This is a genomic window from Variovorax sp. WS11, assembly GCF_010499245.1.
Classification (GTDB): domain Bacteria; phylum Pseudomonadota; class Gammaproteobacteria; order Burkholderiales; family Burkholderiaceae_C; genus Variovorax.
Genome location: NZ_JAAGOW010000002.1, coordinates 518979 through 533634 on the forward strand (window position 1 = coordinate 518979; position 14656 = coordinate 533634).

Consider the following 14656-nt stretch of genomic DNA (forward strand, 5'->3'; position numbering starts at 1 on the left):
TCAGATCATCGCCAACGCCTTCTTGCCCCGCGGCGGCGGATGCAGCCGGTCGATCTCCGCGAGGTCTTCCGCACTCAACCGCAGTTCCGCCGCAGCCAGGTTGTCGCGCAGATGCGCCTCGCGCACCGCCTTCGGAATCGCGACCACGCCGGGCTGCGCCACCACCCAGGCCAGTGCGAGCTGCGCCGCCGTGACGCCCAGCCGCTCGGCCATCTTCTTCAGCGCCGCGTCGCCGGCCAGCGCGCCCTGGTCGATCGGGCTGTAGGCCATCAGCGGCATGCCGCGCTCGCGCTGCCAGGGCAGCAGGCTGAACTCCGGCCCGCGCTCGCTCATCGAGTAGTAGACCTGGTTCGCCGCGCAGTCCAGCGGCTCGCCGCACACCGCCGCGAGCTCGTCCATGTCGTCGGTGTCGAAGTTGCTGACGCCCCAGCGGCCGATGCGGCCGTCATCCACCAGCCGGCGCATCGCCTCGCAAGTCTGGTCGAGCGGATGTTCGCCGCGCCAGTGCAGCAGGTAGAGATCGATGCGGTCCAGCCCCAGCCGCGCCAGGCTGCGCGCGCAGGCCGCGGGCGTGCCCTTGCGGCTGGCGTTGTGCGGATAGACCTTGCTGACGACGAAGAGCTCCTCGCGCCTCACATCGCCGGCACGCAACGCCTCGGCGATGGCCTGCCCCACCACTTCCTCGGCGCCGCCCTCGCCGTACATCTCGGCCGTGTCGATGAGGCGCAAGCCCATGGCGATGGCGGCGCGCACCGCGGCGACTTCGGCCTTGCGCGAGCCGGGCTCTTCGCCCATGCGCCAGGTGCCGAGTCCGAGGACCGGGATTTTTTCGTTTGCCGAAAGTTCGAGAGTGCGCATGCCGGGCCTTTCTTACGCTCGGCAATATAGGCTGGCCCGCGCGCAAGCGCAGCAAGAAAAATGTTTCGACCCGCCGGCGCGGCCGCACCGCCTCAGGCTCGGATGCGATCCGCCTGTTGCGCGACATAGGCCTTCATCCGCCGCGCCAGCCTGGTGTCGCCTCCGGCAGCGCGCACCGCACGGTAAGCCTGCTGGATCACGCTGTCACCGATCGAGGTGACGACCTCCTCTGCCGCGACCTTGCTCAGTCCGAAGTGGGGCGCAGCCTCGCGCGCGAGCTGCAGGCTGGAGTCGTTCCTGCCGGGAAGAATGGCCATCCCCTGCACGCCGACGTTCGCGTTGAGCTGGGGCACCACATCGAACGCCGGGGCCAGCCGCCAGAAACCATGACCCTGGTGCAGCACACCGTGGTTCTTGACATGGTCGTCCGTGTTGCCGACGCAGAGGTTGAAGACCAGCCGGCGAAACAGATCGTTCAGATCCTGCTCGGGCCGGGACGAGACGCGGCGCAAGGCCTGCGCCAGCTCGACATAGCTGCCCTGGTTCGATTCGTACGGGGCGTCGAGCAGCGCTGCAGCCGACAGATAGTGGAAGCGGGACTCCGATTGGACAGGGCCCGTGCGGTCGAACCTCTCGAGCAGCAGCGCATGGCCGACTGCCAAGGGTTGAATGAAGAAGCTGGAGGTCGAGATGCCGCAGGACATCGCCAACCCCAGCGTTGCCGCCTCGAGCACCTCGACGTCATGGTCGTCTCCACGCGAGGCGAACTTGGCGATGCAGCGCCGCCCCGCATGGATGAACGTGGCCTTGGGCCGCGCGCCGCCCAGGCTGCCACCGACCAGCAATCTCCGCATCGCGGGCGCCACGTCGAGTCCGGCTTCGATGCGGCGAGACGCCTCGGCCAGCGCGTCGATCGCCGGATACGAGTCGATGGGCAGTTCCGCGGCAATCGGGAGGCTTTCCGAAAACACCATCGCGCCGACGCGATCCTCGTTGGTCAGCAGCAAGGCATCGAGATCCTGCAGCGGACCGTGCTGCATCTCCAGGACCTTCCGACCCCAGCTGTCCGGAAGCGCATCCCTGAGTGTCAGCGGGAGCGCGCCACCGTCGCGCAGGCGTTTCTCCGGCAGCACGAACGGCGCATCGCGCAGTTGCAGATGGTCGGGATTGAGCGGCTGCGCGGCGGGGTCGCCCAGGTATCGTCGGCCGTACGCGAATTCGCCGGATTGCATGACGCCATGCTGGACGAGCTTCAACAAGCCCACCGCCTGCACGCCTTCGCTGACGTGGTTCGCCAGGCCGACATAGACCGAGCGCTCCTTCAAACCACCCTGTTCAGAAGTCGCGTTCATCGTCGCTGATGACTCCCTTTGCAGCTTTCCCGGCCGCTCTTCGGACACGCCTGTTGGCTGTCAGGCCGGTCGGCGCCGGGGCCACGAGATCGAGGGTGTCGACCTGGCCCAGCAACCACAGCGCATGCAGCAGCAGGCCGATGCTCGTGCCTGGCCGCCCGGCCTCGAGGGCCCGCAAGGTCGTTGGCGAACACAGCAGGCGCTCGGCTGCAGCGGCGATCGTCCAGCCTCGTTCGATCCGGTGGGCCCGCAACCGCTGGCCCAGCTCCCTTGCCTTTGCCAGCGCATGAGGAGGGATCGCGGCCAAGCTGTGGCTGCTCTTTGACATCAATTAATTGGCTATTAAAGCACTTAATAGCTAGTTTATTGACTTTTTCTCGGCCACGCAACCACTGCTCAGCGAGTAGCGCGCGCTCAAGCGCGCCCACGATGCCGCCAGTTCGGCGTTGCCTCACGAACTCCCGCTGGTTCGCATCGCGAGTCCCGCATGCCCACGCTCGTGCTCGAAGCGCCCCAGCAAGTCGAGCGCCACGTCGACGATCATGTCCTCCTGGCCGCCCACCATCTTGCGTGCACCCAGTTCGACAAGGATGTCCACCGTCTTCAAGCCGTACTTCTTCGCGGCCGCCTCGGCGTGGCGCAGGAAGCTCGAATAGACGCCCGCGTAGCCGAGCGCCAGCGTCTCGCGATCGACGCGCACCGGCCGGTCCTGCAGCGGGCGCACCAGGTCGTCGGCCGCATCCATCAGACGGTAGAGATCGGTGCCGTGACGCCAGCCCTGGCGCTCGGCCGCCGCGATGAACACCTCGAGCGGCGCATTGCCGGCCCCGGCGCCCATGCCGGCCAGGCTGGCATCGACGCGGTCGCAGCCCTCTTCCACGGCCACGATCGAGTTCGCCACGCCGAGGCTCAGGTTGTGGTGTGCGTGGATGCCGGTCTGCGTGTCGGCGCCCAGCACCTCCTTGAACGCGCGGAACCGGTCCCGCACGTCGTCCATGCCGAGTGCGCCGCCGGAGTCGACGACGTAGACACAGCTCGCGCCGTAGCTTTCCATCAACAGCGCCTGTTCGGCCAGCTTCCTCGGCGTGGTCATGTGGCTCATCATCAGGAAGCCCACCGGGTCCATGCCGAGCTCCCGCGCATATTCCAGGTGCTGGCGAGACACATCGGCCTCGGTGCAGTGGGTGGCGACGCGCACGATGCGCGCGCCTGCATCGTAGGCATTGCGCAGGTCGTGCGTGGTGCCGATGCCGGGCAGCAGCAGGGTCGCGACCTTGGCGGTCCTGACCGTCTCGGCCACCGCGGCGATCCACTCGACGTCGGTGTGCGCGCCGAAGCCGTAGTTGAAGCTGGAGCCTTCCAGCCCGTCGCCGTGCGCGACCTCGATGCTGTCGACGCCCGCGGCGTCCAGTGCCGCGGCGATCGCCTTGACCTGCGCGATGCCGTACTGGTGGCGAACGGCATGGCTGCCGTCGCGCAGGGTCACGTCGCTGATGTAGAGCTTTCTGCCCGGCGTCATGCAAGCTCCTTCAGGCCGCGGGCGATGCCGCTGTCGATGCGCCGCTGCGCCATCAGCTCCGCGCATGCGAGCGCGGCCGAGGTCATGATGTCGAGGTTGCCGGCATAGGCGGGCAAGTAGTGCGCGGCGCCCTCGACCTCGAGGTACACCGAGGTCTTGAGGCCGTGCCGCAAGCCGAGCCCGGGGATGTTGAGCGGCCGGTCGGCCGGGATCGGGTCGAACTGCACGCGCTGCTTGAGGCGGTAGCCGGGCACATAGGCCTGCACGCTCGCCACCATCCGCGCGATGCTGTCCTCCACCGCCGCCTGCTCGGCCACCTCGGACAGGACGAACACCGTGTCGCGCATGATCAGCGGCGGCTCCGCCGGGTTCAGCACGATGATGGCCTTGCCGCGCTCCGCGCCGCCGAGCTTCTCGATCGCGGCCCGGGTCGTTTCGGTGAACTCGTCGATGTTCGCGCGCGTGCCGGGGCCGGCGCTTCGGCTGGAGATCGATGCCACGATCTCGGCGTAGTGCACCTTGGCGACGCGCGACACGGCAGCCACCATCGGGATGGTCGCCTGCCCGCCGCAGGTCACCATGTTCATGTTGCCGGCGTTCTCCGCATCGAGGTTGATCGCCGGGATCACATAGGGGCCGATCGCAGCAGGCGTCAGGTCGATGACCTGCACGCCATGGGCCTGCAGCACCTCGTCGTGGTGCTTGTGGGCGCCGGCCGAGGTTGCATCGAACACGATGTCGATGTCGCGGAACACGCCGAGCTTCACCAGCCCTTCGATGCCTTCCGCCGTGGTGGCGATGCCGAAGCGCTCGGCGCGGGCCAGGCCGTCGGACGCCGGGTCGACACCCACCATCGCACCCATCTCGAGGTGCTTGCCGTTGCGCATGACCTTGATCATCAGGTCGGTGCCGATGTTGCCCGGGCCGATGATCGCGACCTTCAGTTTGTTCGTCACTTTGCTTCTTTCTCTCGAGTATCGACGTGGAAGCCTGCGGTTCCGAGGCGCTCCATCTCGATCGAGATGTACTGGCCCGGCTTGATCCATTCGGCCGGCGTGGCACCGCCCGCCATCACCACCCAGCCGGCCTGCAGCGGCTCGCCGGCTGCCGCCGACAGGCGCGCGGCGGCGACCAGCGAGCGCAGCGGATGGCCGAGGATGGCGGCGGTGGAGCCGACCTGCACCACGCGGCCGTCGATGCTCATCGTCAGGCCCAGGTTGCCGAAATCCTGCTGCGGGTCGCTCCACGCGCCGATCACGAAGCCGCTCGATGAGGCGTTGTCGGCGATCACGTCCGGCAGGCTGAACTTGAAGTCCTGGTAGCGCGAGTCGATGATCTCGAGCGCCGGCGCCACGGCCTCGACCGCGGCGAGCGCCTCGACCAGCGTGGCGTCGCCGGCCAATGGCTTCTTCAGCACGAAGGCCAGTTCCGGCTCGACGCGCGGATGCACGAAGCGCGCGAACTTCAAGGGCGCGCCCTCCTCCACCTGCATGCCGCTCGACAGGCGTCCCCAGATGACGTCGTCGATGCCCATCTGGACCATCTTGGCGCGGCTGGTGAAGCCCATCTTCACGCCGACGCGGCGCTCGCCGCGCGCCAGGCGTCGCTGGATCGACGCGGACTGGATCGCATAGGCATCGTCCAGCGAGCGTTCGCCGTGGGGGTCGATCTGCGGCACGGCCTTGGCGTGGCGGGCCGCGTCGTCCAGCAGGTGCGCGATTTCGAGGGCATGGCTCATCTCGATTCCTTTGCAACGGCAGCGGTTTCGAACACGGCCTTCACGTTCCCGAGGCCGTTGATGCGGGTTTCGAACACGTCGCCGGGCGCGACCGGCACCATCGGGCCGAGTGCGCCCGACAGCACCAGGTCGCCGGCGCGCAATGGCTGGCCGAGCGCCGCCATGGTGCGGGCCAGCCAGACCACCGCATTGACCGGGTGGCCCAGGCATGCCGCACCCGCGCCGACCGACACCGGCTCGCCGCGGCGGCTCATGACCATGCCGCACAGCCGAAGGTCCACGTCCCTGAGAAGCCGGGGGCTTCCGCCCAGGACGAAGGCACCGGACGATGCGTTGTCCGCCACCGTGTCGACGAAGCGAATGTCCCAGCCCGCGATGCGGCTGCCCACGACCTCGATCGCGGGAAGGACGTGGTCCACGGCCTTGATCACGTCCGCGTGTCCGGGGTTTTCCATGTCGAGGTCACGGCCGAGAACGAACGCAATCTCCGCCTCGACCTTCGGCTGGTCGAGTTGCTGCATGGGGATCGGTTCGGCGTCGCCGAAGCTCATGTCGTCGAAGAGGACGCCGAAATCCGGCTGATCGACGCCGAGCTGCGCCTGCACGGCGCGTGCCGTCAGCCCGATCTTGCGTCCGACCACGCGGCGGCCGCCGGCAAGCCTGCGCTCGGTGTTCGTCCGCTGGATGGCGTAGGCATCCGCAGCGTCCAGGCCGGGATAGCTCACTCTCAAGGGCTGCGTGTAGCGGCCGGTCCTGGCAGCGTCCCACAGGGCTGCGGCTGCTTCAGCCAGAACGGCTGGTTGGGAAGGCATGGGTTCTCCGTTGCCCGCGCGCGGCAGGCAGATTGAAATTCGGGGGGTGGGGATGGCGGGCCGGCTCGGCCGCCGGCCGCGGTGCTCAGAGGGCGCGGTCCTTCAGGCCGACCTTGCCGTAGATCTCGTTCACATGCCTCTTCACGCTTTCGGGCGTCGTGTCATCGACCGGCATGTGCGCCCAGCCGACCTTCGCGCGGGCGTACCGGCCGATCTCCTCGTCCTGGTCGCCCGTCGCTCCGCTGATGCCGTAGGCGCCGACCATCTCGTTGCCCTTGAACACGGGCGCACAGCCACCGGAGGCCACCACCTGGCCGTTGGTGAAGACCGATGCGTTCACCAGCATCTGCGGATTGCGCTCCTTGAACCACTGCTGAATGACCAGCCCGTCGCTGAAGCGCGGGCTCATCGAGCGGAAAGCGGCGACGGTGAACGCCTTTGCGCGGGCCGTGTCCGGCGTGATGAAGCCCGCGTCATCCATGCGCTCGAGCGCGATCAGGTGGCCTTCGGGCCCGACGATGGCCACGGAGATGGGCACGCCCATCTCGGCAGCCTTCTCGCTCACGGCAGCGATGAACTCGCGGCACTCGGTAGCGCACAGTTTGGACATCTCGGTATTCCTTTCTGAAAAATAGGCTTCTCTCACTCGGGCTTGATGCCCGTGTGCTGAACGAACTTCGACCAGCGCGCCGCCTCGTTGCGCAGGAAGCGCGACATCTCCTCGTCGCTGGTCTTCAGAACATCGATGGCCTGCGCCTTGTAGATCGCCTGGAGCTCGCTCGAATCGAGCGCCGCGTGGGCGGCAGTGCGCAGCTTGGCCGTTACGCTCGGCGGCGTCTGGGCCGGGGCCACGAGTCCCATCCACACCGAGGTGTCGAAACCCTTCAGCCCCAGTTCGTCGAGCGTGGGCAGATCCGGCGCGCCCGAGGTCCTGCGAGGGCTGGTGACGGCCAGCGCCACCAGCTTGTTCGCGCGCACGTGCGGCAGCACGGTCGAAGCCGGCGCGAACATGAGCTGCACCTGGCCGCCGAGCAGGTCCGTGACCGCGGGCGTGCTCCCCTTGTACGGGACGTGGACCATCTTGACGTCGGCCATCAGCGCGAACTGCTCGCCCGACAGGTGAGGCGAGGTGCCGATGCCGGACGACGCATAGGCCAGCGAGCCCGGCCTGGCCTTGGCGAGCGCGATGAGTTCGGCGACGTTCGTGACCTTCAGCGAGGGATGAACCACCAGCACGTTGGGAACGTTCCCGATGAGCGTGATGGGCTTGAATTCCTTCAGCGAATCGACTGCGTTGGAGCCGGGGAACGCGGCGTTGATGACGTTGGCGATCGTGATCGCGAAGACGGTGTAGCCATCGGGCTGCGCCGTGGCCACGGCCTTGGCGGCGATGTTGCTGCCGGCGCCGGGCCTGTTGTCCACGATGAAGGGCTGGCCCAGGCGCCTGGCCATTTGCTCCGAGACGGCACGCACCGCCACGTCTGTCGCGGTGCCGGGCGGGAAGCCCACCAGCACCTTGACGGGCGAGGCCGGATAGACAGGCTGCGCCGCGGTCCATGACGGCAGCGCGGCGGCAGCCAGTGCAGGCACGGCGGCGAGGAGTTCACGGCGTTTCATGTCTCGGGTCTTTCTGTGAAGGTGCAGCCCGGGTCTCCATCGGCCTGCATGCGGTGATTAGAAGATGCAGGAGGCTATGTTTCAATCGAGACTTTCCAATCGAATGAGTGGCTGCGCTCATGAATGTGACTCTCCGCCAGCTTCGGGCCTTCGTGCTGGTCGCGCGGCTCGGCAACTTCACCCGTGCCGCACAGGCGATGCATGTCACGCAGTCGGCCCTGAGCCTGCTCGTGCGCGAACTCGAGAGCGCCATCGACAGCCGGCTGTTCGACCGCACCACGCGAGCCGTGGCCCTGACGGCCGCCGGCAGCGACTTCTTCCCGCGCGCGGAACGGGTGCTGGCCGAGCTGGAGTCGGCGCTCGCGGGCGTCGACAAGCTCGTGGCGAGGGAACGCGGACGCGTGGTGGTGGCTGCGCCGCTGGTCCTGTCGAGCACCTATCTCCCGCCGATCCTGGCGGCCTTCGGCGCGAAGTACCCCGGCATCGAGATCGTGCTGCAGGACACGCTGCCCAATCAGGTGTTGCCGCTGGTGCGCGGAGGCGCGGCCGACGTCGGTATCGGCACCTTCGCCTCGGACGAGGCCGACATCCAGCGCACGCTGCTTTTCTCGGAAGCGATGGCGGCCGCATTCCCGGCCGGGCATCCCTTCGCCCGCCTGCAGCAACTGACCTGGGAAGATGTCGCGCAGGAGCCGGTGCTCGCATTGAGCCGCGGGAGCGTGTTCCGCGATCTCACCGAGGCAGGCTTTGCGGCAGCCGGGCTGATGCTGAAGCCCGCGAGAGAGGCCAACTATGCGGGCTCGCTCATCGGGATGGTGGACGCCGGGCTCGGCGTCGCGATCCTCCCCGGCTATGCGGTGAAGCTGGCAGACCCGGCGCGGATCGGATGGCGCCGCGTGGAAAACCCGCTGATCGACCGCGAGGTCTCGCTCGTGCAGCGTGCAGGCGTTTCGCTCTCGCACGCTGCGCAAGGCTTCGTTGATTTCATCGTGTCGCCGCAGGCGGCGCAGCAACCGGCACCGGCGAGGCGGGTACGAAGCAAGGCGCTCTAGAACGCATGGCGGATGCCGAAGTCGTACCCGCTCGAAGTTCTGGGCGCAAACACACTCGTGCTGATGAACGCCGGCCCGCCCACCGTCAGCGCAGCCCCATTCTTGTTGCTGACGCGAGCCACGGTTGCATAGAGTGCCGTGCGCTTGCTGAGGTTGTGCACGTAGCTGAGGCTCACCTTGCTGGCCGTCGGGTCGGGCACCGCGGACAAGGTCGCCGCGTTCAGGTCGTACTTGACGCGCGAATAGGCGGCGCGAATTAGGCCCGGCCCCACCGGGACGGTCGCGCCGATCAAATAGCCTTTGAGATCGGTGTCGGGCAATGCGATCAGCGGTGAGACCGCGTAGTCGCGCGTTCTGCTGACGCGAGACAGTTCGCCGAAGAGCTTCACGAAGCCGAAGTCGTACGACGCACCCAGGTTGGCCGTCTTGACGTTGTCGGTGGTGCCGGCGAAATAGTCGTCAGCCGCGGTGCTGCTGCCGTAGGCGAGCGCAACGTCCAGGGGACCGTTGGCGTAGCCCAGGCGGCCTCCCACATAGCGGCCGGCCCGGGTTCTTGCGACCGCACCGCTGTTGACCTGCCCGGTGAGCGGGTTCACCCCCGGCGGCGTCGCGGTGCCCGGGTCGTAACTGTCGTTCTCGTGCAGCGCATACATGAACTGGCCATAGAAGCCGCTCAGACCGGCCGGCAGGAAGTAGCCGATCGAGTTGCTGACGCGCAGGTAGTTGGCGTTGCCGCCGAAGGTGCCGGCACCCCCGGTGGGATTGAAGAGGCTGGCCGACGAGATCAGGTTGGCCCCCACGCCCACCGCGCCGAAAGGGTCGTACACGGTGTCGTTCCAGAAGGTCGGCGCAAAGTCGCGCCCCAGGCGGATCTCGCCGAATCCGCCCATGAGGCTCACCGTCGAACGCCGGCCGAAGTTCGCGAGGCCGGTCGCACCGTCGTCGTTGGTGATCGGGCTTTCGAGCCAGAAGCCGGCTGCGAGCCCTCCCCCCAGATCCTCCGTGCCCCGGAAGCCCAGGCGGCTGTTGTTGTAGGCCGAGTTCGACAGCGCCGTGCGACTGACGGTGCGCGAGCCCTGGTTCACGTAGAACGGCGAGGCGGGCGTTGCGGCATTCCGGTCCTCCGACTTGCTGGCGTAGTGGCTCACCGATGCATCGACGACGCCGAAGAGAGTGACCGAGGACTGGGCCCAGGCCGCACCGGCCGAGCCAAGGGCAAGCATGCCAAGCAATGCGTATCTCGATCGGTCTCCATGGCGTGCATGAGGGTTGCGCTTCACGTTGTCTCCTGTTTTTTCGTTGCGATCCGATGGGGGTTGCCGGGCGTGGATCAGTCGATCCGGCATGTTTGTGCTATCGTTAGCATAAATTCTAAAGGCGTGAACGCAAGAAAGTCAATGCTGATCCGAGGCAACTCGTCTTGGCAGGCAGCCCTCCGCCGTGCTATCGTTATTGCATCCCGGCATTCATCTCACCCCATGGTCACGATCAAAGACATCGCCGCGCGCCTCGAGGTCTCCGCTTCCACCGTGGGGCGCGCCCTGGCCGACGATCCGCGCATCAGCACTGCCATGAAGCAGAAGGTTCAGGAAGTCGCGAACGACATGGGCTATGTCGTCAACCGGGCGGCGCGGATGATGCGCGGCGTCTCCAGCAACCTGGTGGGCCTGGTCGTCCCGGACATTCGCAACAGCTTCTACTCGACCATCGCGCACGCCTTGTCGAAATGCCTGGAGAGCGCAGACCTGCAGCTCACGCTGTCCGAGACCGATGACGATCGCCTGGTCGAGCTGCGCCATATCCGCGAACTCACCAGCGTCAACGTGGCCGGCATCATCATCGTGCCGACCGCGCGACCGCATCCGGAGTCGGTGCGCCTGCTGAAGATGACGCCGTGCATCCAGTTGCTGCGCCGGCATGCCTCGCTGGGCGAGCATTGGTTCGGCATCGACGACACGCAGGCGCTCTTCCAGGCGACCCGGCACCTGGTCGAGCTCGGCCACCAGCGCATCGCCTACATCGGCGGCACCACCGACCTGCCCACCGGGGCCGCGCGCCTGCAAGGCTTTCACGGCGCCGTCGCCGGAAGCAAGGCGGCCGCGCATGTGCGCGAGGAACTCGGAGCCCCCGCGTCGACGGATTTCGGCCGCGACGCGATCCGGCGCCTTCTCGCGCTGCGCAGCCCGCCCACGGCGGTGGTGCTGGGCTCGGTCCAGAACACGCAGGGCGTGCTGGAAGAGCTGCATGCAAGCGGCGTCAGCGTGCCCGAAACGCTGTCCGTGGTCGGCTTCGGAGACGAACTGGGCTTCCGGTGGTGGGGCCCCGGTCTCACGACGATCAGCCTCCCCGTATCCGAACTGGCCACCGCCTGCGGGCTCTGGTTCATCCATCAGCTCAAGCAGAAGTCTGCCAACCCAGCGCCGTACAGCTCGGTCTCGCCGCCCACGCTCGTCGTGCGCGGCAGCACCCGCGCGGTGGAGGCGGTCAACGCTAGCCGCGCCCCGGCGCGCTCGCGCCAGCTCGCCGGCTGAGCATTCCATTTCATCCAGACCATGAACCACACTGTCCTGCTCACCGACTACGCCTGGCCCGACGACAGCATCGAGCGAAGCATCGTCGAAGCGGCCGGCATGCGCCTCGTGAGCGGCCCGGCGACGCCCTTGCCTTCGGATGCCATCGAAGCCCTGGCACGCGAGCACCAGCCTTCGGCCATCCTGACTTGCTGGGCGCCCGTGTCGGCCAACGCCATCGCCGCAGTGCCGGAGCTCCAGATCGTCGCAAGGCTCGGCGTAGGACTCGACAACATCGCGGTCGACGCGGCGACGCAGCGCGGCATCTGGGTGACCAACGTGCCGGACTATTGCGTGGAGGAAGTGTCCGACCATGCGGTCGGCTTCGCGCTCGCGTGGACCCGCGGGCTCCTTCGCTTCGACCGCGAGGTACGCGCCGGACGCTGGGACCCGGCGACGGCCAGGCTGCGCCGCCTTGCCGCGCTCAGCTGCGGGATCGTCGGTTTCGGGCGCATCGGCCGCGCGACGGCGCGCAAGCTGGGCGCTTTCGGCTGCCGGGTGCTGGCGCACGATCCTCATCCTGTCAACGACTGCGACGGCGTCGAGAGCGTCGATCTCGTCACCCTCCTCTCTCGCAGCGACATCGTGATCGTGCATGCGCCGCTGACGGAAACGACGCGGCACCTGATCAACCGAGAGCGGATCGCCCTCATGCCCCGCGGCGGTCTCCTGATCAATGTCAGTCGCGGCGCCGTCGTCGATACGGACGCGGTCATCGAGGCGCTCGGCACTGGCCAGTTGTCCGCCGCGGCCCTAGACGTTCTCGAGTCCGAGCCCGACGTGCCTGCCCCGCTACGCACCCATCCCGGCGCTATGCTCACGCCGCATGTCGCCTTCTCGTCGGACGCCTCGCTGATCGAGCTGCGCAGGCGTGCGACCGAGGAGGTCGTGAGGGTGCTGCGTGGAGAAGCGCCGCAGCAGCCGCGCAACGCCGGGCCGCGGCGATAGCCTTCGGCCCTTGCGCCGCCGGGCGCGGCGCATCCCGGCAACTCAGCGAGCCAAGGCCAGTCCCCACTCGCCCGCCACGAGCGAGAGAAGACTGACCGGACGAAGAACCAGCGGGAGAGCGAAGGCGCGCACCAACGCTCTTTGCGCCTCATCGCTCACGTACTCGACCGGCGACTTGCCGTCGATGCGGGCGAGCAGCAGCGCGGGCAGCAAGCGGGCGGCGCGCCCTTCCAGCTCCGCGCGCGGCTCCCAGCCGGCCCGGCCGAAGTAGGCATCGGCCAAGGCGGCGAAGGCCGCAAGCAGCGCCTCGCACTGGTCCGGCCGCACGAGGCACTTCAGCAGCAGGTGGTTCAGGCAGAAAGCCAGATCGAAGGCCGGATCCCCGTACCAGGCGCACTCCGCATCGAGCAGCACGGGCCCGCGCGGGCCGACGAGGATGTTCTTCGGGCTGACGTCGCCGTGCACGAGTGCGATGCGCAGCCCGGCCGTGCGCTCCGCCAGCGCTGTCAGCGGGGCAGAGAGCGCCGGGTGACGCTGCGCCGTCGCGAGGAGGTAGGGATCGAGGCGCAAGGCGCGAAAGTTGTCGGTGGTGTCGAATGCGGCAGCGAGCTCGGCCTTTCGCGCACTCGCCGCATGCAGTTCGCCGAGCACCTGTCCGACGGCGCGCGCCGTGCTCGTCGACACCTCGCCGGCCATCAACCGATCCTTCCAGACCGGATGATCTTCCGGCGAAAGAAAGGACATGGCGAAGAGGCCCGCCTCGGGATCATGGGCGAGCGGACGCGGCACGCTGTCGGGCGCGTGGCCTGCCGCGAACTGCATCCATGCCCACTCGTACGCGTTGCGCGACACCGGCGCCTGCCAATCCGCGGAGACCTTGAGCCTGGCGAGCGCGCGCTTGATGCACAGCGATCGGCCCGGGAGGTCGACGCGCCAGATGTCGGAGGACACCCCGCCCGCCAGCGCATGCCAGCGCGCCGGCTCCTGCGCGCTCGCGAGGCCCTGCGAGACCAGGAATGCGCCGAGCGCAGATTCCGGACCGTTCACGCCGCGTCCACGACCTGGGGAAGCACGACGTAGTTGCTGAAGCCGCCATCGCGGTCCTTCAGCCCGGAGATCGCCTCGTTCACGCGCGAGAGCGGGAAGGTGCGATGCTCCAGGTACGACAGGTCGAGCGTGCCCGTGCGGACCATCTCGGCCATCTCCTGGCCTTGTGCCGTTGTGAACCAGTTCGATCCGATCAACTGGATCTGCTCGTCCATCAGCCACTTCACATCGATGGGCAGGTCTTCCGCGACGCCGCCCACATTGACCACCTTGCCGCCGCGGCGCACGCCCTTCATCGAGTCGAGCATGGTCGACGCGGGCGCCTTCGCGCCCAATGCGCTGATGGTGAAGTCGGCGCCCTCGCCGCCCGTGAGCGACTTGGCCCATTCGCCGGTGGACCCGTGGCCGAGCTTCATCACCTGGATGCGCTCGGGCGCCAGCGCCTTGATCCTGGCGAGCAGCCGCTCGTCGCGGCCGGTGCCGAGAATCTGCGACAGGCCCATGGCCAGCCCGAGCATCGTGGCCGCGACCCCGAGCGTGCCGGTGATGCCGTCGATCAGGGCGACCTGGCCCGGGCCCGCGCCCGCGTTCTTCAAGGCGCCGTAGGAGGTCCCCAGATAGCCGAAGCGCCCTGCCTGCTCGAAACTCAGGTTGTCGGGGATGTCGACGATCGCGTACTCCGGCGCCGTCATGTACTGGCTGAACCCGCCGTAGGGATACAGGTCGAAGATGCGCTGGCCGTCACGGCTCGTGCTGAAGTAGCCGTTCAGCGTGAAGTAGCGGCAATGGCTGCGCTGGCCGGCGCGGCATGCCTTGCAGGAGCCGCAGGAGCGCAGCGGACTCACGTAGACGCGGTCCCCCGGCCTGGTGTTGATCACGGCCTCGCCGACCTCTTCGACGATGCCGACGGGGTCCAGCCCGAAGACGGCCGGAAAGCGGGGCAAGGGCTGGTGCGGGAACCAGCTCGGCCAGTTGTTGATGACGTTGGCCATGTTGGGGACGATGCCGCAGGCCATCACCTTCACCAGCACGTCCGTGGGACGGGGCTTGGGGATCGGGATCGTATCGAGCGACATCGGCGTGCCGAGCGCATGCAGCCTGGCTGCGATCATGGTTCTGTTCATGGGGACCTCTTTGCGTGAG

At 67.9% G+C, this 14656-nt stretch carries 15 protein-coding genes; 3 read left to right on the forward strand and 12 right to left on the reverse strand.

Going from position 1 to position 14656, the window contains the following annotated elements:
• The 9 genes from GXN78_RS22960 to GXN78_RS23000 all read right to left on the reverse strand — a co-directional run bounded on the left by GXN78_RS22960 (position 1) and on the right by GXN78_RS23000 (position 7896).
• On the reverse strand, positions 1 to 858 hold the full coding sequence (locus GXN78_RS22960) for an aldo/keto reductase (RefSeq protein WP_106557627.1): 858 nt from the start codon (positions 856 to 858) through the stop codon (positions 1 to 3).
• A 92-nt stretch (positions 859 to 950) separates the two neighbouring features.
• On the reverse strand, positions 951 to 2183 hold the full coding sequence (locus GXN78_RS22965) for a type II toxin-antitoxin system HipA family toxin (protein WP_239142866.1): 1233 nt from the start codon (positions 2181 to 2183) through the stop codon (positions 951 to 953).
• Positions 2184 to 2193: 10 nt separating this feature from the next.
• On the reverse strand, positions 2194 to 2517 hold the full coding sequence (locus tag GXN78_RS22970; RefSeq protein WP_239142867.1) for a helix-turn-helix transcriptional regulator: 324 nt from the start codon (positions 2515 to 2517) through the stop codon (positions 2194 to 2196).
• A gap of 144 nt (positions 2518 to 2661) precedes the next feature.
• The gene (dmpG, locus tag GXN78_RS22975) at positions 2662 to 3729 is read right to left on the reverse strand and encodes a 4-hydroxy-2-oxovalerate aldolase (protein ID WP_106557624.1); all 1068 of its coding nucleotides are present in this window, start codon (positions 3727 to 3729) and stop codon (positions 2662 to 2664) included.
• Positions 3726 to 4685, reverse strand: coding sequence for an acetaldehyde dehydrogenase (acetylating) (locus GXN78_RS22980; RefSeq protein ID WP_106557623.1), 960 nt, complete (start codon positions 4683 to 4685; stop codon positions 3726 to 3728). Before GXN78_RS22980 ends, dmpG begins: the two co-directional genes overlap by 4 nt.
• Complete coding sequence (locus GXN78_RS22985; protein WP_106557622.1) at positions 4682 to 5467, reverse strand: fumarylacetoacetate hydrolase family protein; 786 nt, start codon at positions 5465 to 5467, stop codon at positions 4682 to 4684. The genes GXN78_RS22980 and GXN78_RS22985 overlap by 4 nt, the downstream gene beginning before the upstream one ends.
• The gene (gene mhpD, locus GXN78_RS22990; protein ID WP_106557621.1) at positions 5464 to 6279 is read right to left on the reverse strand and encodes a 2-keto-4-pentenoate hydratase; all 816 of its coding nucleotides are present in this window, start codon (positions 6277 to 6279) and stop codon (positions 5464 to 5466) included. The genes GXN78_RS22985 and mhpD overlap by 4 nt, the downstream gene beginning before the upstream one ends.
• A gap of 85 nt (positions 6280 to 6364) precedes the next feature.
• Complete coding sequence (locus GXN78_RS22995; protein WP_106557620.1) at positions 6365 to 6889, reverse strand: heme-binding protein; 525 nt, start codon at positions 6887 to 6889, stop codon at positions 6365 to 6367.
• A gap of 32 nt (positions 6890 to 6921) precedes the next feature.
• Positions 6922 to 7896 carry a tripartite tricarboxylate transporter substrate binding protein gene (locus GXN78_RS23000; RefSeq protein ID WP_106557619.1) on the reverse strand — a complete coding sequence of 325 codons (975 nt, stop codon included), beginning with the start codon at positions 7894 to 7896 and terminating at the stop codon, positions 6922 to 6924.
• A gap of 119 nt (positions 7897 to 8015) precedes the next feature.
• On the opposite strand from GXN78_RS23000, the gene GXN78_RS23005 reads away from it, so the two are divergent.
• Positions 8016 to 8948: a LysR family transcriptional regulator gene (locus GXN78_RS23005; protein WP_106557618.1), complete on the forward strand. Its 933-nt coding sequence runs from the start codon at positions 8016 to 8018 to the stop codon at positions 8946 to 8948.
• Here GXN78_RS23005 and GXN78_RS23010 read toward each other — a convergent pair.
• Complete coding sequence (locus GXN78_RS23010) at positions 8945 to 10171, reverse strand: porin (protein ID WP_106557617.1); 1227 nt, start codon at positions 10169 to 10171, stop codon at positions 8945 to 8947. The two genes, GXN78_RS23005 and GXN78_RS23010, sit on opposite strands and share 4 nt — an antisense overlap.
• A gap of 255 nt (positions 10172 to 10426) precedes the next feature.
• Here GXN78_RS23010 and GXN78_RS23015 point away from each other — a divergent pair, with 255 nt between their 5' ends.
• A complete protein-coding gene (locus GXN78_RS23015; protein WP_106557616.1) occupies positions 10427 to 11479 on the forward strand; it encodes a LacI family DNA-binding transcriptional regulator in 1053 nt (350 codons plus the stop codon).
• A gap of 21 nt (positions 11480 to 11500) precedes the next feature.
• Complete coding sequence (locus GXN78_RS23020; protein ID WP_106557615.1) at positions 11501 to 12466, forward strand: C-terminal binding protein; 966 nt, start codon at positions 11501 to 11503, stop codon at positions 12464 to 12466.
• A gap of 42 nt (positions 12467 to 12508) precedes the next feature.
• Here GXN78_RS23020 and GXN78_RS23025 read toward each other — a convergent pair whose 3' ends face one another.
• On the reverse strand, positions 12509 to 13513 hold the full coding sequence (locus GXN78_RS23025; RefSeq protein ID WP_106557614.1) for an aminoglycoside phosphotransferase family protein: 1005 nt from the start codon (positions 13511 to 13513) through the stop codon (positions 12509 to 12511).
• Positions 13510 to 14637: an alcohol dehydrogenase catalytic domain-containing protein gene (locus tag GXN78_RS23030; RefSeq protein ID WP_106557613.1), complete on the reverse strand. Its 1128-nt coding sequence runs from the start codon at positions 14635 to 14637 to the stop codon at positions 13510 to 13512. The genes GXN78_RS23025 and GXN78_RS23030 overlap by 4 nt, the downstream gene beginning before the upstream one ends.
• Positions 14638 to 14656 lie beyond the last annotated feature (19 nt).

Bases quoted from the DNA above. Each gene is read 5' to 3' on its own strand.
- GXN78_RS23005 (WP_106557618.1), top strand. From the start codon at position 8,016: ATGAATGTGACTCTCCGCCAGCTTCGGGCCTTCGTGCTGGTCGCGCGG.
- GXN78_RS23030 (WP_106557613.1), bottom strand. From the start codon at position 14,637: ATGAACAGAACCATGATCGCAGCCAGGCTGCATGCGCTCGGCACGCCG.
- GXN78_RS22995 (WP_106557620.1), bottom strand. From the start codon at position 6,889: ATGTCCAAACTGTGCGCTACCGAGTGCCGCGAGTTCATCGCTGCCGTG.
- dmpG (WP_106557624.1), bottom strand. From the start codon at position 3,729: ATGACGCCGGGCAGAAAGCTCTACATCAGCGACGTGACCCTGCGCGAC.
- GXN78_RS22985 (WP_106557622.1), bottom strand. From the start codon at position 5,467: ATGAGCCATGCCCTCGAAATCGCGCACCTGCTGGACGACGCGGCCCGC.
- mhpD (WP_106557621.1), bottom strand. From the start codon at position 6,279: ATGCCTTCCCAACCAGCCGTTCTGGCTGAAGCAGCCGCAGCCCTGTGG.
- GXN78_RS23000 (WP_106557619.1), bottom strand. From the start codon at position 7,896: ATGAAACGCCGTGAACTCCTCGCCGCCGTGCCTGCACTGGCTGCCGCC.
- GXN78_RS23010 (WP_106557617.1), bottom strand. From the start codon at position 10,171: ATGCTTGCCCTTGGCTCGGCCGGTGCGGCCTGGGCCCAGTCCTCGGTC.
- GXN78_RS22960 (WP_106557627.1), bottom strand. From the start codon at position 858: ATGCGCACTCTCGAACTTTCGGCAAACGAAAAAATCCCGGTCCTCGGA.
- GXN78_RS23020 (WP_106557615.1), top strand. From the start codon at position 11,501: ATGAACCACACTGTCCTGCTCACCGACTACGCCTGGCCCGACGACAGC.
- GXN78_RS23015 (WP_106557616.1), top strand. From the start codon at position 10,427: ATGGTCACGATCAAAGACATCGCCGCGCGCCTCGAGGTCTCCGCTTCC.